Raw genomic sequence first — 21,289 nt, 5'->3', positions numbered from 1 at the left:
GATATTCTCTCACTGACTATCGAAAGCGAACTTTTCCGTCAGGCACAGCGATCATCTGGCGGCCGTCAACGACCTTTGCAGATAATCCAGAACAGAACTAATCGCTATGCTGGGGACATGACCGCCATGGCACCCGCCCGCACCGAGCCCGATCTGTCGTTCCTGCTGGACCATGCCGGCCACGTGCTGAGAACCCGGATGGCGGCGGCGCTCGCCGAGATCGGGCTGACGGCGCGGATGCACTGCGTGCTGGTGCACGCCCTGGAGGAGGAGCGCACCCAGATCCAGCTCGCCGAGATCGGCGACATGGACAAGACCACGATGGTGGTCACGGTGGACGCCCTGGAGAAGGCAGGGCTCGCCGAGCGCCGCCCGTCCAGCACGGACCGGCGGGCCCGGATCATCTCGGTCACCGAGAAGGGCGCCGAGGTCGCACGGCAGAGCCAGGAGATCGTCGACGGGGTGCACCGGGCGGCACTGGGATCGCTGCCCGCCGATGAGCGCGAGGTGCTGGTACGGGCCATGAATCGCCTGGTGACCGGCCATCTGGCCGTCCCGGTCGAGGCGCCACAGGCGGTCCGGCGGGCACGACAGCGGGCAAAGTAGTTCCACAAGGGATCGTCTACAACAAAACTATCTGCTACGGTCACTCCTGTTCCCTTCCGGACAGGAGATGACCCATGCCGCAAACCCTGCCTTCGCTCCAACCAGCCCGATCACGCTGGTCGGCACTCGCCGTGCTGTCCGCCGCGGCGCTGATGACGATCCTGGACGGCAGCATCGTGACCGTGGCGATGCCGGCCATCCAGCGGGATCTGGGCTTCTCACCCGCCGAGCTCAGCTGGACCGTCAACGCGTACCTCATCGCCTTCGGCGGGCTGCTCCTGCTGGCCGGTCGGCTGGGCGACCTCATCGGCCGTAAGACCATGTTCCTGGCGGGCAACGCGGTCTTCACCGTCGCGTCGCTGCTGGCCGGAGTGGCCGCCGGGCCCGGCATGCTGATCGCCGCCCGCTTCCTGCAGGGCGTCGGCAGCGCCATGGCCTCCGCGGTCGTGCTGGGCATCCTGGTGACGCTGTTCACCGAGGCCGGGGAGCGCGCGAAGGCGATCGGCGTCTTCAGCTTCACCGGTGCCGCCGGAGCCTCGATCGGCCAGGTTCTGGGCGGAGTTCTCACCGACGCGCTCAGCTGGCACTGGATCTTCTTCATCAACCTGCCCATCGGACTGGCCACGATCGCGCTGGCGATCAGGGCACTGCCGGGCGAGCGGGGGGCGGGGCTCGCCGCCGGGGCCGACGTCCTCGGCGCCGTGCTGGTCACCGGCGGGCTGATGCTGGGCATCTACACCGTGGTCAAGATCGAGCAGTACGGCTGGCTCGCGACGCACACCCTCGGGTTCGGCGCGGTATCGCTCGCCCTGCTGGCCGCGTTCCTCATCCGTCAGGCGACCGCGAGGACCCCGCTCATGCCACTGCGGGTCTTCCGCTCGCGCAACGTCTCCGGTGCCAACCTGGCCCAGATGCTGGCGTTGTCCGCCATGTTCGCCTTCCAGATCCTCGTCGCGCTCTACATGCAGAAGGTCCTCGGCTACGGCGCGCTCGACACCGGCCTGGCGATGCTCCCCGCGGCGATGGCCATCGGCGGCGTGTCCCTGTTCGTCTCCGCCCGGCTCAACACCCGCTTCGGCGAGCGCGCCGTCCTGCTGGCGGGCCTGGCGCTCCTGCTCGGCGCGATGGGCTGGCTCACCCGCGTCCCGGTCGACGCGAACTACGTCACCGACCTGCTCCCGGTGATGCTGCTCATCGCGGGTGGCGGGTTGGTGCTCCCCGCGCTGGCCACGCTCGGCATGTCCGGTGCCGGGGCCGACGACGCGGGCCTGGCGTCCGGGCTGTTCAACACCACCCAGCAGGTCGGCATGGCCACCGGCGTCGCGGTACTGTCCACGCTGTCCGCCTCGCGTACCGAGGAACTGCTGTCCGCCGGCGAGAGCCAGGCGGCCGCGCTGACCGGCGGCTACCAGCTGGCCTTCGGCACCGCCGCCGCTCTGCTCGTGGCCGCCTTCACCGTCGCGCTCATCGTGCTGCGGCAGCCCAGGCCGGACACCACCCGCCAGGACGAGCCCTCCGCCGCACCGACGGTCCGGTCCGGGATCGCCTGATCACCACCGCGGCCGGTTCGGCCCCGGCTCCGGATGTGCCACTCGATTTTACCCTCGCGGAATCTTGACCCGCACCTGGAGGGTCGGTACTTGGTCTCCTCGTCACCGCTGGTCACGCTGGGAGCGTCGAACACCACGTGAGCTGGGAGATGGTCTGGATGAAGCGGCTTACGAAGTGGATGGTCCTCGGTTCGGCGTTCCTCGCTGCGACGGCCACGCTCAGTGCGTCACCCGCCGGCGCTGATTCACTCGGTGACCCCAGGCCGGGTGCGTCCAATGTGTCGGGAGACGAGTTGTCAGCCCGGGCGCTGGTGCTGACGCTCACTCAGGGGTCGACCGTCCTGCCGTCGACTCGGGCGGTGGTGTTGCAGTGTTCACCGGTCGGCGGAGGGACGCACCCGAGAACACGGGAGGCGTGCACGGCTCTGGAGCCCGCGAGTGGTGACGTGCGTAAGTTCAAGCCCGCGGCGGGGCTGGTCTGCCCGCTGATCTATGAGCCGGTGACGGTGTCGGCGGTCGGTGTGTGGAAGAGCCGGTTCACCATGTCGTCTCAGACCTTCGGGAACAGCTGCCAGATGCGCAATGCGCTCGGAGCCGTGGGCAGCTTCTGACCACGCTGAACCTGCGCGGTCAGAAGAGGGTCAGCGGCTCGGTCGGCATGGGCTCGGGCAGCGGCTCGACCTCGGGCAGCCGGGCCCTTACGTCGTCGTGAAAACGGCGGGCGAGCATCGGCGCATCGGCGTTGTCGGGGGTATGGATGAACACGGTCGGCGAGCGGCCCTCACGTAGCCATTCGGTGACCGTGTCGATCCACTGCCGCCAGCCCTCGATCGTGCGCTCCGTGGCGTCCCGGCCGAGGTAGCGCACGATCGGACGGTCGGTGAGCGCGACCGACCGGCGCGGCACACGCGGTTTCTTCGTCCACGCGTCTCGTTCGGCGTCACTGGTCGGAGGGCTCTGGAAGAGGGTGACGGTGTCGAAGGGAACCCACTCGGCACCAACGCCGGCGAGAACCCTTTCGAGAAGCCGTTCGGATCGCTCGTCGTCGAAGAACGCGCGGTGGCGGACCTCGACGGCGCATCTGTACGAGCGGGGAAGCCTGCGCAGAAAGCCCGCCAGGGTGCCGAGGTCGGTCGGAGCAAATGATCCCGGCAGTTGGATCCAGAGGGCGTGAGCGCGGGGCCCGAGTGGCTCGATCGCCTCCAGGAACGATCGAAGTTCCTCCTCGACGCCGGTAAGGCGACCCTCGTGCGTGATCGACTTGGGCAGCTTGACCACCAGGCGGAAGTCCGGGCCGGTCTGCCGCGCCCACGACTCCACCGTGCTTCGCGTCGGTGTCGCGTAGAACGTCGTGTTGCCCTCCACCGCGTTGCACCAGGTCGCGTAGGCCCGCAGGCGCTCCCCGACCGGGAGCGGATGAGGCAGAAAACGCCCCTGCCATGACTTGAGAGTCCACATCGCGCATCCCACATGAAGCCGCATGACCTCGACGCTATCCAAGGCCGGTAGGAGAGAGAACCGGCAGATCGACGAGGCGGGTGATGAGCCCTGATCATCGGAGCTGGACAGGCCGGGTCGTCACCGCACATCCGGGTGGACGATCAGTCGGGTACCCGTGAGGACCGGGCGACGGCTGCCAGCTGGGATCGGGAGGTGATCCCCAGCTTGGGGAACGCCTTGTAGAGGTGATAGCCGACGGTCCGCGGGCTGAGGAAAAGCTGGGCGGCGATGTCACGGTTGGAGGCGCCGTTGGCCGCCAGCCGTACGATCTGGCGCTCCCTGGGGGTGAGCACGCTGAGCGGGTCGTCGGCCTTGCGCGGCGCCGCCGGAACGTCTCCGGTCGCGCGCAGCTCCACCCGGGCGCGCTCGGCCCACGGCTCCGCGCCGAGCCGGTCGAAGATCTCCAGCGCGCCGCGCAGTTGCGACCGGGCATCCGCTCGCCGCCGTGCCCGTCGTAGCCACTCGCCGTAGGCGAGTCGCGTCCTCGCCTGCTCGTACGGCTGACCGGCTGCCTCATGGCAGCGCACGGCATGCGCGAAGTGCGCCTCGTCCCCCTCGACGAGGGCACGGCAGCGCAGCGCGATCGCGTCGGGTGACGGCTGACGGACGTGCCGCGCCCAGGCCAGGTATCGGGCGAGTGGCTCCTTCGCCCGCTCCGGCCGACCGGCACGAACGGCCGCCTCGACCTGGTCGGCGGCGGAGAGGACGGCGATGCCCGTCAGCGAGATGGCCTCCAACTGCCGCAGGGCGGCGTCCGGGCGGCCCAGGCCGAGTTCGAGCAGGCCGAGTGCCCAGCGTCCGATGGCCGCGGCAAGGGCCTGTCCTTGGCCGTCGGCCCTCGCGACGCCCTCCTCGGCGGTCGCTCGACACCTCTCCACATCCCCTTGGTGGGCGAGCACCCATCCGAGAGAGCACATGAGGTGACTGACCCGGTGCTCATGGCCCAGGTCCACCGCCAGTCGCAGCCCCGCGTCCAGGGCCGCCCTGGCCTCTCCGTACCGGCAGAGCCACCCCTGCGCGAGACCATGATCCTGGAATGCGAAGGCGAGCCAGCCGATCATTCCGCTCTTCTGGCACTCCGCCAAGATCTGGCCGGTGATCTCCTCGTAGTGGACGGCACGGCCCAGCGGAAGGCACAGAGAGGCGATGAAGGTCAGCCCGGGCACCCCCAGTCCGGCGAGCGCGTGTCCGTCGACCGCCTCGCCCATGAGCCTGGTCCCCCCTTCGATGTCACCGCTCAGCAGGCGGGTCAGCCCGAGCGCCCCGCTGACCAGTGGCGAGCCGGTCTCGGGAAGCGCGCGGAGACTCGCGGCCGCCTCCTCGGCCAGCCGCGCGTCACCGGCGAACCAGGCGCAGCGGACGGTCTCCACCAGTAGCCAGGTGGCCCACTCCGAGGAGCGAGCCGCCACCCGGGGAACGCCGTCCAGGATGATCCGGCCCGCCGCGAGCGGTGTGCCCAGCTCGAATTCGCGATGGGCACGCACCTGGATCAGCGCGGTGATCACATCAGGGTCGTCCACATCGGACGTGACACTGTCGGCGAGCGCGGCGGCGCGGCCCGTCAGCCCGGCGTCACTCGCCGCCAACGAGGCGGCGGCCAGCCGTCCGGATCGTCGTACCGGATCGGCGGTGAGCTCGGCGGCTCGCTCGTAGGCGGCCGCGCTCGCGGCGTAGCCGCTGCGGGTACGTGCCCGTTCCGCCGCTTCCCCCAGTTCCCGTGCGACCCCCTCGTCAGATCCGAGCACGGCGGCGGCCAGGTGCCACGCCCGCCGGTCGGCCGCGTCCACGGCGGCCGAGCCGGTGAGGGCGTCGGCGAGGGCCCGATGTACGGCAAGGCGCCGAGTGACCGGCGCGCTCTGGTAGGCGGCCGACCTGATCAGGGGATGACGGAAGCCGATGGTCATTCCCCTTATCTCGATCAGGCGGCTCCGCTCGGCTGACTCAAGGCCCTGCAGGGAGGCGCCCGCGGCCGCCACCGTCTCAAGCTCGCCGGAGCCGTCCGCCGCCGCGATCAGCAACGCGGCCCGCGCCGGCTCGGGAAGCGCGGCTATCTGTTTTTGGAACGCCTCCCGAACTCGATCGGCGACGGGCATCGCACCCACCGGTGACAATCGTCCCGCCCGCTGTTCCGCGGTGAGCGCGGCAGGCAGCTCGACAAGCGCCAGGGGATTGCCGTCCGACTCCTCGATGAGGCGTTCTCGCACCTGCGGTGGCAGGTCGGCGGGGAGCAGGGCGGCGGCGGCCGCACCGTCCAACCCACCCAGCCGGAGCTCGGGCAGCCCCGCGGCGTGGAAACCCGCGCGGGCGGCGAAGATCATAACGACACCTTCGGCCTCAAGACGGCGGGCGGCGAACACCAGCGCGTCGATGGACGCCCGGTCGAACCACTGCGCGTCGTCGATGAGGCAGAGCAGCGCGCCATCCCCTGCGAGTTCGGAGAGAAGACTCAGCGTGGCCAGCCCGACCAGGAACCGGTTCTCCGGTGCGATGTCGCCCAGGCCCAGGGCCCCGCTGAGTGCCGCGGCCTGCGCATCGGGCAGTGCGCGGATCCGGTCGAGCCCGGTGCGAAGGAGCAGATGAAGCGCGGCGAAGGGCAACTCGGCCTCGGATTCGATACCGACACCGCGCAGCACTCGCATGCCTTCCGCTCGCGTGGCGGCATAGCGCAGCAGCGCCGACTTACCGATCCCCGCCTGCCCCCGAATGACGAGAGTCCCGCTCTGGCCGGCCCTGGCCTCCGCCAGGAGCCGTTCGATGTCCGTTTGTTCACTGGATCGCCCGTACAGCACGGTCAGGAACCTACCGTCACGATGACTGATTCGGGATGGCGCGGACCTGCGTAACTTCGTGATCACACGCACGTCAGCACCACGAAGGGATCTTCGAAATGGCTACCATCGCCGGCACCGTCAAGACCACCGACGCCAAGCTGCTCCGCTTCGCCCTCAGGCAGGACGCGGTGGGCACGGGCGCCAACGGAGTCGTCTACGTCGTCGTCGCGGCGATCTTCGGCGAGATGTTCGGCCTCCCCGCCGCCTTCCTCTACCCGATCGGCGCGTTCCTGGTCGCTTTCGCGGCCGCCCTGCTCTTCCTCGCCTCGCGGCCGACGGTGAGCAAGGCCGCCGTGGGCGTCGTGATGGCCGTCAACATCGCCTGGGTGGCCGCGAGCGCGGAACTGCTCATCGCCGGCTGGTTCCCGCTGACCGGCCTGGGCACCGCGCTGGTGATCGTACAGGCGGTAGTGGTCGCCGGCTTCGCCGGCCTGCAGTTCGCCGGCCTTCGCAAGGCCGCGTGAACCCGCCGCGATCCAACGGAGGCCGGCGTCGTGTCCCGGCCGATCCTTGACCGGATCCGAGCGCGCAGCGGCTCGCGTACGTTCGCGACCCGTAGGGTCGCAAAATCATTGGACAATGCGTATACCCATGGCGATCGTTGGAGGCATGCAACAGGAGGAGCTCTGGGACGTCGACACCGCCCGGCGCTATGACACGCCGGGCACCGGCATGTTCGCGCCCAAGGTCCTGGGGCCGACCGTGGACCGCCTCTCCGAACTCGCAGGCGACGGACAGGCGCTCGAGTTCGCCATCGGAACCGGCCGGGTGGCCGTCCCGCTCGCCGAGCGAGGGGTGCCCGTCACCGGCATCGAACTGTCACCTCCGATGATCGACCAGCTGCGCACGAAAGTGGACGAAGCGACGATCCCAGTAATCGTCGGCGACATGGCGACTGCCGTCGCCCCGGGCGAATACACGCTCGTCTACCTCGTCTACAACACGATTTCGAACCTGCTCACCCAAGCCGAGCAGGTCGCGTGCTTCCGCAATGCCGCCCGCCACCTCATACCCGGCGGCCGCTTCGTGATCGAGCTCTGGGTGCCTGAGCTGCGCAAGCTCCCACCGGGGCAGCAGGCCACGGTGTGGCATTCCGAGCCCGGCTACATCGGCTTGGACACCTACGACGTTCTGCGCCAGCACGTCGTGTCGCACCACTTCAGGTTCGATGAGAGCAGGCAGGCTCAGCTGTTCCGCAGCCCGCACCGCTACATCTGGCCGGCCGAGCTCGACCTCATGGCTCAGTTGGCCGGGTTCGAGCTGGAGACCAGGCATGCGGACTGGGCCGGGGCCGACTTCACCGCCGAGTCGCGTTCCCACGTGTCCGTCTACCGCATCCCGCCGGAGCACCAGCCTCCTCCGAGTACGAAACAGAGAGAACACGAGTCAGCCCAAAGCCGAAGCGTTCGTTGACTCTCTCCGACCCGAGCCTTCGATTGCGGCTGTTCCGACTACCCGGCTGCGCAAAAAATCTTGATGTGAACCTGTAGTAGCGGGCCCTGCCTGTTCGTCATCCATGACCACCACCGATTCCGCGACAGGAGCAGCCCGATGAAGTACCTGATGCTGGTGTGCACCGACCCGAGCTACTCGCCCGGCCAGGACGACGGCGCCCCGGATGTGGAGGACTGGGTCAAGGAGATGGACGGCAAGGGGATCCGGCTGATGGGCAACCGCACCCGGCCGGCGAGCGACGCGACCACGGTTCGCGTCCGCAACGGTGAGGTGCTGCTGACCGACGGCCCGTACGCGGAGACCAAGGACCAGATAGCCGGCTTCGACATCCTCGAGTGCGCCGACCTCGACGAGGCCGTCGACGTCGCGTCCAGGCACCCGATGGCGTGGGCCGGGATGATCGAGCTGCGTCCGTTCTGGCCGGACGACGAGGACTAGTGCGACGTTCCTTACCGGAAGTACAGATCCCCCCGGCCCTGGCGCCAGGAAGGCGGGCCCGACGGTCTCGGTTTCCCTGCAGCGCGTTCGCAACCTCCGTTGAGGAACAGAGCACTAGCAGCCAAGACGGACGACGCCGGTGACAGGTCAGGTGGAGGACCGGATCGCCGGGATCTACGCCGACGGATGGAGCCGGATCGTGGCCACCATGATCCGGTTCACCGGCGGCGACTGGGACCTGGCCGAAGAGTGTACGCAGGACGCGTTCGCGAAGGCACTCCAAAGGTGGCCGGAATCAGGCGTACCGGACCAGCCACTGGCGTGGCTGACCACCACGGCACGCCACCGCGCGATCGACCGGATGCGTCGCGCGTCGACCGAGGCGGCGAAGCTACGGGAGGTGGCCGCGATGGACCTGGAGCCGTCGCCCTACCTGAGCGACAGCGAGATCCCCGACGAGCGCCTGGAGCTCATGTTCACCTGCTGCCATCCGTCGCTGAGCCTCGACGCCCAGGTGGCGTTGACCCTGCGGAGCCTGGCCAGCATGAGCACCGTGGAGATCGCGCGTGCGTTCCTGGTGCCGGAGCGCACCATGGGTCAGCGCCTCTTTCGAGCGAAACAGAAGGTCGCACACGCGGGCATCCCGTTTCGGGTGCCGCCTGCGCACCTGTTACCAGACCGCCTTCCCGCCGTACTCCACGTGCTCTATCTGCTGTTCAACGAAGGATACGGAGACCCGCGGAAGGCCCGGCTGTGCCGGGAAGCCATCCGTCTCGCGCGGGTGGTGACGGTGTTGATGCCCGACGAGCCCGAAGCTCATGGCCTGCTCGCGCTGATGTTGCTGCACGATGCCCGGCGGCCGGCGCGTGTGGACGCGGCCGGCGAGCTGGTCACCCTGGCCGAGCAGGACCGCTCGCTGTGGGACCAGGCGCAAATCGCGGAGGGTGCCACGATCTGCGAACAGGCACTACGCCGGCGCCGCGCCGGGCCGTTCCAGCTCCAGGCGGCCATCGCGGCGTGCCACGCGACCGCGCCGGTCGCGGCCCGGACGGACTGGCCACAGATCGTCGGGCTGTACACACAGCTCGCGCGCATCGCACCAAGCCCGATCGTGGATCTGAACCGTGCCGTAGCGATCGGCATGGCCAACGGTCCCGAGGCGGCGCTACCACTGGTCGACGCGATCACCGAGACCGGACAGCTCAACGACTACTACCTGCTGCACGCCACCCGCGCCGACCTGCTGCGACGCGCCGGCCGCACGCAGGAGGCGACCGACAGCTACCGCGCGGCGCTCGACCTCGCACCCACCGACGCCGAGCGTCGTTTCCTGCGCAACCGGCTGCGGCTTCGCTGACGGCATGCTCGGCCCCCCGCATCGCCCGCCGGGGAATCGAGTTCGGTCAGAGATCGGACCGCCACCGCCGGATCGTCGAGCGTGGGAGTACGACCAGGCCACGGGAACCGGAGCGCCGTCCTCGTTCGTCACTACCCATGTCGACTACACCCGTCAAAGGGAGCCTCATGCGCAGCGCGCTCTTCGGGAACCTGGACTCCCAGCAGGTTCCCGCCAACTTCGCCCTGCAGAACCCCAAGATGCTTCGCGTCCGGCTACCGCACGAGGTGCTCGCCAGACAGGGCTCGATGGTCGCCTTCCAGGGCCAGATGGAGTTCGACTACGAGGGATCGGGCGGGGTCGGAAAACTGTTCAAGAAGATGGTGACCGGCGAGGGCGCCCCGCTGATGCGGGTCAGGGGGCAGGGCCTGCTGTTCCTGGCCGACAGCGCCGACGACATCCACCTGTTCTACCTGGAGAACGAGGCTCTCACCGTCAACGGCCGCAACCTGCTGGCCTTCGATCCCCAGCTCACCTGGGACATCCAGCGCGTGCAGGGCGCGGGGATCGTCGCGGGCGGCCTGTTCAACATGACGATCAAGGGCACCGGCTGGGTCGCGGTCACCGCGCACGGCACGCCGGTGCTCCTCGATACCTCCCAGATGCCGACCTTCGCCGACGGTCAGTCCGCGGTCTGCTGGAGTGCCGGCCTACACGTGGGCGTCAACCGAACCATGAAGGTCGGCGCGCTGATCGGCCGTGGCAGTGGCGAGGCCATGCAACTCGCCTTCCAGGGCCAGGGATTCGTCCTCGTCCAGGCGAGCGAGGGCCCGCCGGTGGTACAGGCACAGTAGGCCCGCGGGGAGCGGCGGAGCCAGAACGTCCGCTGAGCCGGCAGTGCGTCCGTGATGAGTCGCTACATGCCGTGGCGGATCTCGTGTGACGCCTTGGGAGCGAGCAGGTCCGGCAGGCCGCCGCCCTTGACGGTCAACTCCTCACGATCGAACGCGGACAGCGGTGCGAAGGGGGCGGCGGGTCAACGTCGGCATGCGGGCACTCCCGAAGGTTCAGATCAGAGGTACGGGTGGCGGACGCTCGCCACCCGTACCCGGTCGGCCGAGGTCAGCGGAGCCGACGGAAGAAGCCGCGGATGTCGTCGACCAGCAGGTCGGGCGCGTCGTGCGCGGCGAAGTGGCTGCCGGTGTCGTAGACGTTCCAGGACAGGATGTTCTTGTGGTCACGTTCGGCGAACGGGCGGATCGACTGGAAGTCCCCGGCGAAGTTCGCCAGCCCGAGCGGCACGGTGGTGGGTTCGGCCGGCTTGCCGGTGGAGTGGAAGTCCTCGTAGTAGAGGCGGGCGGATGACGCGGCGGTGTTGGTCAGCCAGTAGATCATCGTGTTGGTCAGCACGTAGTCGGGGTCGAGGTTCGGGCCGAGCAGCTGCGCGTTCCAGCCCAGCTGCCCCACCGGCGAGTCGGCCAGCGCGTGGGCCAGGGTCTGCGGCGCGGTGGACTGCAGCTTGTCGTACGCGCCGCCGTTCTCCAGCCACCATTGCAGGAATTCGACCTTCTTCCGGTCCTCTTCGGACAGGTCGGCCAGCTCGGCCGGGTCGCCGGACGGGAACGAGAAGACCTGGGTGACGTGTACACCGATGACGTGCTCGGGATCGTGACGGCCCACTTCGGGCGAGATGAGCGAGCCGCCGTCGTTGCCATGCGCGCCGTACCGTTCGTACCCGAGGCGACGCATCAGCTCGGCCCACGCCTTCGCGATCCGGTACCGGTTCCAACCCCGCTCCGTGGTGTGACCGGAGAAGCCGAAACCGGGCACCGACGGGATCACCAGGTGGAACGCGTCGGCGGGGTCGCCGCCGTGGGCTCGCGGGTCGCTCAGCGGGCCGATCACATCCAGGTACTCGACGATCGTGGTCGGCCAGCCGTGCGTGAGCAGCAGCGGCGTGGCGTCCGGCTCGGGCGAGCGGACGTGCAGGAAGTGCACGTTCTGCCCGTCGATGACCGTGGTGAACTGCGGGTACTCGTTGAGCTTCGTCTCCCAGGCGCGCCAGTCGTACCCGTCGCGCCACCGCTGGACGAGGCTCTGCAGGTACTGCAGCGAAACGCCGTAGTCGCTATCGGCGTCGGGCAGCTCGTTGGTCCAGCGGACCCGGGCCAGGCGCTCGGTCAGCTCGTCCAGGTCGGCCTGCGGGATGTCGATGCGGAATTCGCGGATCTCGGTCATGTCATCGACTCTGTCGGACCATTAGGATGAGTTTGTTCCTAATTGTCGGAGAACCTTGAGCAATGTTGGAAACCTCGGCCCGTCTCCTGCGGCTGCTCTCCCTCCTGCAAACCTCACGCGACTGGACCGGTGCCGAACTCGCCGAGCGCCTCGGGGTGAGCGGGCGGACCGTGCGTACCGATGTGGAGCGCCTGCGCAGTCTCGGCTACCCGGTACTGGCCACGCGCGGCGCCGTCGGCGGCTACCGTCTCGGTGCCGGCGCGGCCCTGCCGCCGTTGCTGCTCGACGACGAGGAGGCGGTCGCCGTCACGGTCGGCCTCCGGACCGCGACCGGTGGCGCCATCGCGGGAATCGAGGAGGCGTCCCTGCGAGCGCTGGCGAAGCTGGAGCAGGTACTGCCGTCCCGGCTGCGGCGCCGGGTCAACACCCTGCAGACCTACACGGTGCCGGTTCCCCGCGACGACGCCGGTCCCAGCGTCGCCCCTTTGATCCTGACCACCCTGGCCGCGGTCTGCCGCGACCGGGAACAGCTCCGGTTCGACTACCACGACCATGCCGGTACGGCCACTTTGCGCATCGTCGAGCCGTACCGGCTGGTCAACTGGGGCCGCCGCTGGTACCTGCTGGCGTGGGACGTCGAGCGGGGCGACTGGCGCACCTTCCGCGTCGATCGGATATGGCCCCGTACCCCGACAGGCCCCCGCTTCACACCGCGCGACCTGCCCGACGACGACGTCGCCGGGTACGTGTCACGCCGGGCGTCCGCCGCCGCCTGGCGCTACCGGGCACAGGTCACCGTGCACGCGCCGGCCGATGTCGTCGCCGATCGGATCAGCCCGGCGGTCGGCACGGTCGAACGCATCGACGAACGCACCTGCGTCCTGCACACCGGCGCGGACACGGTCGAGACCCTCGGCGTCTACCTGGGCCTGCTCGGCGAGGATTTCCACGTCACCGGGCCACCGGAACTCCTCGCGCACCTGCGCCGTCTCGCCGGCCGATACGCGCGAGCGACTGCCTGACGACCCGTTCCACCTGATCACCACCAAGCCTGGCAAAGGATGGGAGCCTGCGCCACGTGCCGTCGACCGCGCTCACGCGACGGGCTGATGGTCCACTTTCGGCTCGATGGCCGCAGACAGATCCGTACGGAGCGCGTACGGTACAAAGACGCCCAGCACGACGACGGCGAGCCCGGTGGCCAGGACGAACACCACCCGTACCCCCCATAGCTCCGCCGCGATTCCGGCCAGCGCCGCGCTGGCGGGAATCACGCCCCAACTGAGCACCCGAGACGCGGCGTAGATACGCCCCAGCAACTCCGGCGGCGACAGGTTCTGCCGGATCGTGGCCACCAGGATGCGCCAGATGCTCGACCCGGCCCCAGCGATCACTGCCCCTGCGGCCACGGTCCACACCGGCCCGTCCAGCGCCACCGGCGCCACCAGCAGAACGGTCCCGGCGGCGTCGGCGATCAGCAGCCTGGTCACCCCGAACCGGCGCCGCAACGGCTCCACCACCGCCGCCGCGAGCAACCCGCCCACGGCCATCGCCGTCAACACCAGGCCGTACTGGGCTGCGGTGAGATCGAGCGGGCCAGGGCTGACGGCGTACACGACGAGCAGGGCCGTCGCGACTGCCCAGGGGATGTTCATCACGGCGGTGAAGAGGGTCAGCGTTCGCACCACCGGCTGCCGCCACAGGTACCGGAAGCCGGCGACCACGCCGCCGCCCGCTGAGGTTCGGGCCTCGGCGGGCGCCCGGCGCAGGGCCATCATGGCGATGCCTGCGACGGCCAGAACGTAGAGGGCCGCGCTCGCACCGGCGGCCAGGGCGAGGGTGAGGCTCGCCAGCAGGCCCGCGAGCGGTGGGCCGGCGAGTTGGTTCGTGACGTTGATGGTCGCCTCGATGCGCGCGTTGGCTCTGTTGCGACCGGCGGGCTCGACGACCATGGGGATGGTCGAGGTCAGCGCGGTGTCGACCAGCGTCTCGGCCACGCCGAGCAGCACCGCCACGGCGAGGAGCAGCGGCAGCGACAGGGTGCCGGTGAAGTGGCTGATGGTGAGGCCGGACAGCACCAGCGCGCGGACCAGGTTGACGCCGCTCAGCAGTATCCGGCGGTCGATCCGGTCGACGATCCAGCCGGCATGCAGGCCGAAGACCGGCCATGCCAGGGTGAGCGCCGCCGTCACGGCCGCCACCCCGCCGGGCGAGGCGTCGGCGGCGATGGCGAGTAGTGGCAGGACGAACAGCGCCATGCCGTCGCCGAGGTTCGCGGCACCGGTGCCGAACCACAGCGCGTTGAACGGCCGACCCAGCGACAAGGGGAGGAGGCGCATCCGTTTCTTACCTTTCAAATATGTTTGATCGGTCATAGCGTGGCCCGTGCCACTTGACCTGTCAATGGGATTTGATCGGTGAGATACTCGATGCCGTGACTGCCATCGAGCTGGTTGGGAACGCGCTGTGCCTGGACTTCGCCAACACGGTCAACGCTCGTCCGGTGGCTCGGCGAGACTGGCTGGGTACGCCGGAGGAGGCTGTGGCCTGGGCCGCGGCGACGGGGCATCCGATCGAGGAACCGGACGGGCTCGCAGCGACCCTGCCGGATGCCCGCGAGCTGCGTGAGGCGATGTTCCGGGTGTTTCAGCCGCTTGCGCAGGGGGGTCCGGCGCCGCGGCCAGATCTTGATGTCGTCGTCGCGCTGCACGGTGACGGCATTGCCCATGGTCGGCTGGAGGAGGCCGGTGGGAACTTCCGGTTCTCGTGGGGTGGGCCGCGTACGGTGCGAATCCTGCTCTGGGAGGTCGCGGCTTCGGCGGTCGAGCTACTCACCCACGGGCCACTGGATCGGCTCGGTGAGTGTCCGTCGTGCTGCTGGTTGTTCCTGGACGTCAGCAAGAATCGTCGCCGCCGGTGGTGCAGCATGACCACCTGCGGCAGCCGCGACAAGTCGCGGCGCTACTACGCGGGACGCTCCTCCTGAGGGCCTCGGTCGTGTTGGGACGTGGCGGTACGCCAAGGACCATAGGCCTCACGCTCGGAAGGTCCGCCGGTAGGCGTCCGGCGGTACGCCGATCGTGCGGTGGAAGTGGCGGCGCAGTGTCGTCGCCGTGCCCATGCCCGCGGCCGAGGCGATGGCCTCGACGCTGTCGTCCGTGGTCTCCAGTAGTTCCTGCGCGCGGCGGATCCGCTGCGTCAGCAGCCACTGCAGTGGGGTGGTGCCGGTTACCGAGCGGAAGTGGCGGGCCAGGTGGCGCGAGCTCATGTTCGCCTGGCGGGCCAGGTCCTCCACGGTGAGCGGCTGGTCCAGCCGCCGCATCACCCAGGTGAGCAGCTCGGCCAGGGGATGGCCGTCCTGGGCGGGCACCGGTGTGGTGACGAACTGAGCCTGGCCACCGGCCCGGTGGGGCGGCACGACCAGGCGGCGGGCGACCACGTTGGCGACCGCCGAGCCGTGGTCGCGGCGGACCAGATGCAGGCACAGGTCCATCGCCGCGGCCTTGCCCGCGGACGTGAGCACGCTGCCGTTGTCGACGTACAGCACATCCGGGTCGACCTGCACCCGCGGATAGCGCGCCGCCAGTTCCTCGGTGTGGGCCCAGTGGGTCGTCGCGCGCAGCCCGTCCAGCAGGCCGGCGGCGGCGAGCACGAACACGCCCGTGCACAGGGAGACCACCCGCGCGCCCGACTCGTGGGCCACGCGCACCGCCTCGACCAGGTCGGCCGGCGGGTCCTCGTCGACGTCCGCCAAGGCGGGGACGATCACGGTGTCGGAGTGCGCCAGCCGGTCGAGCCCGCAGTCCGGCTCCAGCAGGAACCGGCCGACCCGGGCGGCGTGCGTGCCGCACACCCTGACGTCGTACCAGGGGCCTGGCAGGGCGGCCGGGGCGGAGCCGAACACCTCGTAGGCCAGGGCCAGCTCGAAGTGCAGCATCCCGTCGGTAGCGGCGACCGCGACAGAGCGCGGGACAGGACTCATGTCGGAAATTGTACGAGTCATGTCATTTCGGACACTGTCACCGATAGGCCGACCGGGACAGGATTTCCGCAGTGGATCACTTCGAGCACGAGGGAGCAGACATGGAATCGGGTCGGAACGTGGCGGTGTTCGGCGCCTACGGGCACACCGGGCGGTTCGTGGTCGCGGAGTTGCGCGAGCGCGGATATGTCCCGCTGCTCCTCGGCCGCGACCAGGACAAGCTGCTGGCGCTGGCGCAGGCCCAGCCGGGGCTTGAGGCGCGGCAGGCGTCGGCCGACGATCCGGCCTCGCTCGACCGCGCGCTGAACGGCGCGGCTGCCGTGATCAACTGCGCCGGGCCCTTCGCCACGACCGCCGCCCCGCTGGTCGAGGCGGCGCTGCGGGCCGGCATCCCGTATGTCGACGTGGCGGCCGAGATCGAGGCGAACCTTGACACGTTCGCGCACTTCGCGGAGCGTGCCCGCGCCACAGGCACCGTGGTGGTCCCGGCGATGGCCTTCTACGGCGGCCTCGGCGACCTGCTGGTCACCACCGCGATGGGCGACTGGGCGGCGGCGGACGAGGCGCACATCGCCTACGGCCTGAGCAGTTGGCACCCCACGGCCGGAACACTCGCTTCGGGCACGGTCTCAGGGCAGCGGCGGGGTGGCCGCCGTGTCCGCTACACCGGCGGACGGCTGGAGTACCACGACGACGCCCTGCCGACCCTGGAGTGGCCCTTCCCGGCTCCGCTCGGCCCCCAGAGCGTCATCGGAGAGTTCACCATGGCCGACGTCGTCACCGTTCCCAGTCACCTGGCCGTCCCGGAGGTGCGCACCTACATGACCGCCAAGGCGGCCGCGGACCTGTCCGCTCCTGACGCCTCGGCACCGGCCGCCGTCGACGAGCTCGGCCGATCCGCGCAGACCTTCGTCGTCGACGTCCTGGTCCGCTCGGGCGGCGCGGAACGCCGCGTGGCCGCCGCCGGTCAGGACATCTACGCCATCAGCGCGCCGCTCGCGGTGGAGGCCGTCGACCGCATCCTCACCGGCCGGACCAGGACCATCGGCGTCGCTTCCGCGGGCGCGGTCTTCGACGCCCCGGACTTCCTCCGCGCCCTGTCCGCGCACCTCTCGGTGCACGTCCCGCTCGACACACGCGGCTGACCGACGACCCGTACCGGGATTCAGACCGTGGTCAGTGCGGTCGATGCCGGCGCCGACTCCGACAGACGGGAGCCCCCGTGGAGATCAACCAGCGGCAACCAGCAGCCCACCGGGTTCCGGATAGAACGGGTACGGACATTCGTCGGGATACCTCTCACGGAAAGACCGCTCTCTGTCCAGCAGGTCGTGGGCACCAAACGGAGTCAGCGGCGTGATGAAGTCAACAAACTGGCCGTGCCCATATTGCTCGATGAGCGTCTTGAAGTCAGCGGGCGGCCCAAGCCCGAGGGTGGCCTCGACCTCACTCCAGTCGCCGTGCGCGTCGACCGGTTCCGTGGGCGGCGACACAAGGCGGATCAATTCCTCCATCGCCGTCATGGCCGGCAAGTGTGGTGAGCCGACGATCAGGTTTCTCGCGCCCATCAGCGTCACGTAGGCCGCGAGCTCGGACCGCGGCGGATACCTCGCCGGTGCTGCGTTTCGCACCGGAAGTCGAGAACCCAAGGTCATTGGAAGCAGTTCTGCGAACGGGGTCCATGTGTCAACGACGTCTGAATCTTCGTCGTTGACACTGCTTGCAAATCGGTCCGATCTCCGGCCGTACGGGCCGCAAGCTGGGCGGCGACCTCCCCGCGAGTGACCGTGACTGCCCCCTGTTGACCACCCTTAATGGCCCGCTAATGGCCCGGCCGGTCGTCTTGGCCCACCTCCACGAGATCACCAGATCGGCTTCATCATGCGGATACGGCGTTGCGAGTCTGCGCAGAGCCCTGAATGATGTGTCACCACACGGACGAAGGCGGCATAGTGGACTTCACAGTCAGATACGAGCCCACTCCCGACGAAGTGGCGCGGGCGCTCGGACAGGGCGTCAGGCAGCAGCTCAAGATCGCCTATCTGGCGTTGCCGTCGGTCCTGATTGTGTCAGGGCTTGTCTGCATCCTGGTCGACGCCACATACATGGGCGTCGCCATGCTCATTGGAGCAGTCGTCTTCCCGCTCACGTTGACCTGGTCGATCCGACGTACCGGCAAGCGGCAGCTCGCCTACCTCTGCGTGCCGACCACGCTCCGGGTGACCGACGACGGGTACGAGTGCCGAACCGACCAGTCCACCACCACGATGCGATGGTCACTGTTCGAACGGGTCGTGACCGGCACCGATTTCTGGTTGTTCTTCATAGGTAGGCAGTTCACGGGCTTCCTCCCCAGGCGTGCCTTCAGCAGCGAGCAACAGGCCGAGCTTGATGGCCTGCTGGCTTCCCGGCAGAACGCAGGGGCTGCCTGATCGCAGGTTGCCACCTCCTCCTTTCACTCTCCCGGCGGGCCACGCAGCGGGCACGGTCTGACCTTCTGCCGTAAGTCCGGGAAGACGTCGACCTCGACAACGCCGAGATGACCATCGGCCGGCAGATCCAGCGGGTCGCCGGTCGGCTCCTCCACCAGCAGACCAAGACCGACGCCCCGGACGCCATGTTGCCGTGCCCGTCGACGGGCACGCGACGTCGTGGCAGGAGACCGGCTCGTCGAAACGTCGATGGTTCGGCCGCCAGGGGCTGACCGTCGGGTGTCGCGGGTTGAGGGCGGGCGTACCAGGCGCGGGCGCGGTGTCAGTCGTCGATCGTCTGGTAGAGCATGGTCCAGAAGTCGCGGATAACCTGCGGCGCTCATGATCCGGCTCTACTTCCCCGCCCTATCCCCGGCGACCGGCAGGATCGCCGACCGCCAGGGGGCGGGAGTTGGTGTGGAATGCCTGGCCGGCTCGGCCCCGTCAGCCCGCGGCCTTCCCGCCGCAGAACACCTCCTTGAGGAGCTTGTCCAGCGCCTTCGGGAACACCTGCGCCGGGTCGGTTGCGGCGTCCCCGGTGGTGATCGAGGCGGCCATGGTCTTCTTGCCGTCGGGCGTGCTGTAGATCAGCGCCCCGTAGCCGTTGTTGCTGCCGTTGTGGTTGAAGACGGTGCCGACGCAGCCCGGGCCCAGGTCCTGCACGTACAGCCCGAGGCCGTAGCTGCCGAAGAGGCCGCTGCTCTTGGGGTGCGGCTTGCGCATCTCGGCCAGCAGCGGGGCCGGCAGGAGCTTGCCGCCCTGCAGCGCGGAGAAGAACGTCTGAAGATCCTCGGTGGTCGAGATCATCTCACCGGCGGCGGAGATCCAGGAGGGGTTCTGGCGGGTGACGTCGATCGTCTTCCACTGGCCGGCGTCCTCATACCGGTAGTAGGCGTGGGCGTATGGCCTGGGCATCTCCGGCGAGGTGCCCGGCACCACAGTGCGCCGCATCTTGAGCGGCCCCAGGATCCGCCGCTCCATCTCCGTGGCGTAGGAGTGGCCGGTGACCTTCTCGATCAGCAGCTTGGCCAGCACGTAGTTGGTGTTGGCGTAGCTCCAGTTCGTCCCCGGCGCGAACTTCGCCGGCTTGGACAACGCCAGCCGTACCAGTTCCTCGTCCTGGTAGGTGTGGAACCGCTTGTCCACCCACTCCTGGCCCGCCCAGGGGATCCCCGGCACGATCGTCCCGTCGTCGTAGTACTCGCCGGTGAAGTTGAACAACCCGCTGGTGTGCTGCAGCAGCATCCGCACCGTGATCTGCCGGTCCAGCTTGAACTTGGGCAGGTAGTCGGCCACCGGGCTGTCCAGCCCGATCTCGCCGTCGGCCACCAGTTGCAGCACCAGGGTCGCGGTGAAGGTCTTGGTAGTGCTGCCGATCCGGAAGTGGCCGTTGGTCGGCGGTTTGGCGCTCTGGCCCAGCTTGCGCACCCCGGCGCTGCCGACCCACTCGCCCCGCTGATCGTTCACGCGCATCTGCACCCCGGCGTAACCGGCATCGACGAACTCCTGGATGGCCTTCTGCAGCTCCGGGCGGTCCTGCCCGGCAGCGGCTTTCGGCACGGCCACACCCGCGGCGGCCGCGGGTGTGGCCGCCCCGGCCAGCAGCGTGGCCGCCAACGCCGTGACCGCCACTCGCCGGGAGGCCCGCGGCGTCCGGGCTCCGGTGTTCTCGGTGATGTGGAGGGGTTCACTCATGGTCGTTCCTCGTTTCGCGATAGTATGCATTCGGCTTGACTCGAAAGCTACGTTGCATTCGAAATTCAGTCAATCAATAGAAACGCACTTCCCCAGGTGAATGACGTTAAATTGATGCAATGACGTTGGCCTCGAATGCAATTCTGAGTTGCAATGAATGATGGCGAAGGCAATACTGGCGGCATGCCAGGAGGACGATTGACCCAGCAGGACCGCGAGCGCATCGCGGCCGGACTCGCCGACGGGCTCTCCTACGCCGAGATCGCCAGGCGGCTCGACCGGCCGACCTCGACGATCACCCGGGAGATCGGGCGCAACGGCGGCCCCGGCGGCTACCGGCCCCAGCAGGCACACCAGGCGACGATCCAGCGGGCGCGGCGCGGCACGCCGGCACCCCCGCGCGCAGGCGGACCGCCGGGCGGCACGATGGAAGAGGAGCTCGTCGAGGTAGCGGTCAGAACGGGGCTGCCGAGGATGAGCGCGCGCGTGCACTTCGATCTGTTGCTGTCCGAGGACGGCAGGCGCACCGCGGCCGAGCTGACCCACAGGCTGAAGATCAGCCCGGCCTCCGTCTCCGTCGCCGTGAACTTCCTGGTCGAGCAGGGGTTCGTCCGGCGCGAGCGCGATCCGCAGCGGCGTCGCGACATCTACGTGGTCGACGACGACGCCTGGTACCACTCGATCGTGACCGGCAGGCGGCAGACGCTCGATACGGTGCAGGCCACGATGGCGGCGGCCGAGACCTACGGGCTCGACAGCCCTGTGGGGCAACGGCTGGCCAAGACAGCAGCGTTCCTGGAGCGGGTCAGCCTGGACATGATCGAGTCGGCCGACCGCTGGCGCGCCCTCCTGACGTGATGGGTCTCAGCCGAACCATCTGAGGAGCCGGCTGACCAGTTCCTGCTGATCGTCACCGCCCGACGCCGCTTCCCGTACCCCGCAAGCCCGGCAGTCGCGCGGGATCGGCCCCCAGGCCGCACGCGCAGCGCGGGAGCGGCGGCGCTTGTGCCGCCTTGACGGCATCGCCCGTGGTCCTGGCGAAGGGATCGGGCACGCAACGGGCACGGGAGCGGAAGAAGGCCGAATGAAGATCAAAGCCCAGGTTGCGGCAACCATGCCTGACCTGGGCTTTTTCGTGTCCGTGAGGGTGGTGGAGCCTAGGAGATTCGAACTCCTGACATCCTGCT

At 69.0% G+C, this 21,289-nt stretch carries 20 protein-coding genes; 13 read left to right on the top strand and 7 right to left on the bottom strand.

Features of this window, described 5'->3' with window-relative positions; all coding sequences use genetic code 11:
• Positions 1 to 117 precede the first annotated feature (117 nt).
• The 3 genes from ABT130_RS16610 to ABT130_RS16600 all read left to right on the top strand — a co-directional run bounded on the left by ABT130_RS16610 (position 118) and on the right by ABT130_RS16600 (position 2,767).
• A complete protein-coding gene (locus ABT130_RS16610; protein ID WP_350956283.1) occupies positions 118 to 606 on the top strand; it encodes a MarR family winged helix-turn-helix transcriptional regulator in 489 nt (162 codons plus the stop codon).
• Positions 607 to 680: 74 nt separating this feature from the next.
• Positions 681 to 2,156, top strand: a complete 1,476-nt coding sequence (locus ABT130_RS16605; RefSeq protein ID WP_350956281.1) for an MFS transporter — start codon at positions 681 to 683, stop codon at positions 2,154 to 2,156.
• Between the two features lie 158 nt (positions 2,157 to 2,314).
• Entirely contained in the window at positions 2,315 to 2,767 is a 453-nt protein-coding gene (locus ABT130_RS16600) for an SSI family serine proteinase inhibitor (RefSeq protein ID WP_350956279.1), read from the top strand.
• 19 nt (positions 2,768 to 2,786) lie between these two features.
• On the opposite strand, the gene ABT130_RS16595 is transcribed toward ABT130_RS16600, so the two are convergent.
• Positions 2,787 to 3,638: a DUF72 domain-containing protein gene (locus tag ABT130_RS16595; protein WP_350913903.1), complete on the bottom strand. Its 852-nt coding sequence runs from the start codon at positions 3,636 to 3,638 to the stop codon at positions 2,787 to 2,789.
• Positions 3,639 to 3,757: 119 nt separating this feature from the next.
• On the bottom strand, positions 3,758 to 6,445 hold the full coding sequence (locus ABT130_RS16590) for a helix-turn-helix transcriptional regulator (protein WP_350956277.1): 2,688 nt from the start codon (positions 6,443 to 6,445) through the stop codon (positions 3,758 to 3,760).
• 98 nt (positions 6,446 to 6,543) lie between these two features.
• Between ABT130_RS16590 and ABT130_RS16585 the strand changes: the two genes are divergently transcribed.
• The 5 genes from ABT130_RS16585 (at position 6,544) to ABT130_RS16565 (ending at position 10,570) form a co-directional block, all read left to right on the top strand.
• Positions 6,544 to 6,951 (top strand): hypothetical protein, encoded by a 408-nt coding sequence (locus tag ABT130_RS16585; protein WP_350913899.1) that lies wholly within the window; start codon positions 6,544 to 6,546, stop codon positions 6,949 to 6,951.
• 127 nt (positions 6,952 to 7,078) lie between these two features.
• Complete coding sequence (locus ABT130_RS16580; protein ID WP_350956275.1) at positions 7,079 to 7,900, top strand: class I SAM-dependent methyltransferase; 822 nt, start codon at positions 7,079 to 7,081, stop codon at positions 7,898 to 7,900.
• 138 nt (positions 7,901 to 8,038) lie between these two features.
• Positions 8,039 to 8,380, top strand: coding sequence for a YciI family protein (locus ABT130_RS16575; protein ID WP_350913895.1), 342 nt, complete (start codon positions 8,039 to 8,041; stop codon positions 8,378 to 8,380).
• A 151-nt stretch (positions 8,381 to 8,531) separates the two neighbouring features.
• Entirely contained in the window at positions 8,532 to 9,737 is a 1,206-nt protein-coding gene (locus ABT130_RS16570; RefSeq protein WP_350956273.1) for an RNA polymerase sigma factor, read from the top strand.
• Between the two features lie 167 nt (positions 9,738 to 9,904).
• On the top strand, positions 9,905 to 10,570 hold the full coding sequence (locus tag ABT130_RS16565; RefSeq protein ID WP_350956271.1) for an AIM24 family protein: 666 nt from the start codon (positions 9,905 to 9,907) through the stop codon (positions 10,568 to 10,570).
• Between the two features lie 268 nt (positions 10,571 to 10,838).
• On the opposite strand, the gene ABT130_RS16560 is transcribed toward ABT130_RS16565, so the two are convergent.
• Complete coding sequence (locus ABT130_RS16560; protein WP_350956269.1) at positions 10,839 to 11,954, bottom strand: epoxide hydrolase family protein; 1,116 nt, start codon at positions 11,952 to 11,954, stop codon at positions 10,839 to 10,841.
• Between the two features lie 62 nt (positions 11,955 to 12,016).
• Between ABT130_RS16560 and ABT130_RS16555 the strand changes: the two genes are divergently transcribed.
• Positions 12,017 to 12,976 (top strand): helix-turn-helix transcriptional regulator, encoded by a 960-nt coding sequence (locus ABT130_RS16555; protein WP_350956267.1) that lies wholly within the window; start codon positions 12,017 to 12,019, stop codon positions 12,974 to 12,976.
• A 72-nt stretch (positions 12,977 to 13,048) separates the two neighbouring features.
• Here ABT130_RS16555 and ABT130_RS16550 read toward each other — a convergent pair whose 3' ends face one another.
• A complete protein-coding gene (locus ABT130_RS16550) occupies positions 13,049 to 14,293 on the bottom strand; it encodes an MFS transporter (protein ID WP_350956265.1) in 1,245 nt (414 codons plus the stop codon).
• A 95-nt stretch (positions 14,294 to 14,388) separates the two neighbouring features.
• Here ABT130_RS16550 and ABT130_RS16545 point away from each other — a divergent pair, with 95 nt between their 5' ends.
• Complete coding sequence (locus ABT130_RS16545) at positions 14,389 to 14,940, top strand: CGNR zinc finger domain-containing protein (RefSeq protein ID WP_350913883.1); 552 nt, start codon at positions 14,389 to 14,391, stop codon at positions 14,938 to 14,940.
• Positions 14,941 to 14,988: 48 nt separating this feature from the next.
• Here ABT130_RS16545 and ABT130_RS16540 read toward each other — a convergent pair whose 3' ends face one another.
• A complete protein-coding gene (locus ABT130_RS16540) occupies positions 14,989 to 15,936 on the bottom strand; it encodes a helix-turn-helix domain-containing protein (protein WP_350956263.1) in 948 nt (315 codons plus the stop codon).
• 101 nt (positions 15,937 to 16,037) lie between these two features.
• On the opposite strand from ABT130_RS16540, the gene ABT130_RS16535 reads away from it, so the two are divergent.
• A complete protein-coding gene (locus ABT130_RS16535; RefSeq protein ID WP_350956261.1) occupies positions 16,038 to 17,081 on the top strand; it encodes a saccharopine dehydrogenase family protein in 1,044 nt (347 codons plus the stop codon).
• Between the two features lie 84 nt (positions 17,082 to 17,165).
• Here ABT130_RS16535 and ABT130_RS16530 read toward each other — a convergent pair whose 3' ends face one another.
• Positions 17,166 to 17,513, bottom strand: coding sequence for an SMI1/KNR4 family protein (locus ABT130_RS16530; RefSeq protein ID WP_350956259.1), 348 nt, complete (start codon positions 17,511 to 17,513; stop codon positions 17,166 to 17,168).
• Between the two features lie 375 nt (positions 17,514 to 17,888).
• Between ABT130_RS16530 and ABT130_RS16525 the strand changes: the two genes are divergently transcribed.
• Positions 17,889 to 18,368: a YcxB family protein gene (locus ABT130_RS16525; RefSeq protein WP_350956258.1), complete on the top strand. Its 480-nt coding sequence runs from the start codon at positions 17,889 to 17,891 to the stop codon at positions 18,366 to 18,368.
• A gap of 483 nt (positions 18,369 to 18,851) precedes the next feature.
• Here the strand turns inward: ABT130_RS16525 and ABT130_RS16520 are convergent, their stop codons facing one another.
• A complete protein-coding gene (locus ABT130_RS16520; RefSeq protein WP_350956256.1) occupies positions 18,852 to 20,102 on the bottom strand; it encodes a serine hydrolase domain-containing protein in 1,251 nt (416 codons plus the stop codon).
• Between the two features lie 198 nt (positions 20,103 to 20,300).
• Here ABT130_RS16520 and ABT130_RS16515 point away from each other — a divergent pair, with 198 nt between their 5' ends.
• A complete protein-coding gene (locus ABT130_RS16515) occupies positions 20,301 to 20,960 on the top strand; it encodes a GbsR/MarR family transcriptional regulator (protein ID WP_350956254.1) in 660 nt (219 codons plus the stop codon).
• Positions 20,961 to 21,289: the final 329 nt, after the last annotated feature.

The organism is Streptosporangium sp. NPDC001681 (genome assembly GCF_040298085.1).
In the GTDB taxonomy this organism is placed as follows: Bacteria; Actinomycetota; Actinomycetes; order Streptosporangiales; family Streptosporangiaceae; genus Streptosporangium.
This window is presented reverse-complemented; position numbering and strand designations above follow the sequence as displayed.

Coding starts and splice junctions, on each gene's coding strand:
- ABT130_RS16610 (WP_350956283.1), top strand. CDS start 118: ATGACCGCCATGGCACCCGCCCGCACCGAGCCCGATCTGTCGTTCCTG.
- ABT130_RS16595 (WP_350913903.1), bottom strand. CDS start 3,638: ATGCGGCTTCATGTGGGATGCGCGATGTGGACTCTCAAGTCATGGCAG.
- ABT130_RS16535 (WP_350956261.1), top strand. CDS start 16,038: ATGGAATCGGGTCGGAACGTGGCGGTGTTCGGCGCCTACGGGCACACC.
- ABT130_RS16580 (WP_350956275.1), top strand. CDS start 7,079: ATGGCGATCGTTGGAGGCATGCAACAGGAGGAGCTCTGGGACGTCGAC.
- ABT130_RS16555 (WP_350956267.1), top strand. CDS start 12,017: ATGTTGGAAACCTCGGCCCGTCTCCTGCGGCTGCTCTCCCTCCTGCAA.
- ABT130_RS16585 (WP_350913899.1), top strand. CDS start 6,544: ATGGCTACCATCGCCGGCACCGTCAAGACCACCGACGCCAAGCTGCTC.
- ABT130_RS16565 (WP_350956271.1), top strand. CDS start 9,905: ATGCGCAGCGCGCTCTTCGGGAACCTGGACTCCCAGCAGGTTCCCGCC.
- ABT130_RS16600 (WP_350956279.1), top strand. CDS start 2,315: ATGAAGCGGCTTACGAAGTGGATGGTCCTCGGTTCGGCGTTCCTCGCT.
- ABT130_RS16550 (WP_350956265.1), bottom strand. CDS start 14,293: ATGCGCCTCCTCCCCTTGTCGCTGGGTCGGCCGTTCAACGCGCTGTGG.
- ABT130_RS16575 (WP_350913895.1), top strand. CDS start 8,039: ATGAAGTACCTGATGCTGGTGTGCACCGACCCGAGCTACTCGCCCGGC.
- ABT130_RS16560 (WP_350956269.1), bottom strand. CDS start 11,954: ATGACCGAGATCCGCGAATTCCGCATCGACATCCCGCAGGCCGACCTG.
- ABT130_RS16605 (WP_350956281.1), top strand. CDS start 681: ATGCCGCAAACCCTGCCTTCGCTCCAACCAGCCCGATCACGCTGGTCG.
- ABT130_RS16540 (WP_350956263.1), bottom strand. CDS start 15,936: ATGAGTCCTGTCCCGCGCTCTGTCGCGGTCGCCGCTACCGACGGGATG.
- ABT130_RS16520 (WP_350956256.1), bottom strand. CDS start 20,102: ATGAGTGAACCCCTCCACATCACCGAGAACACCGGAGCCCGGACGCCG.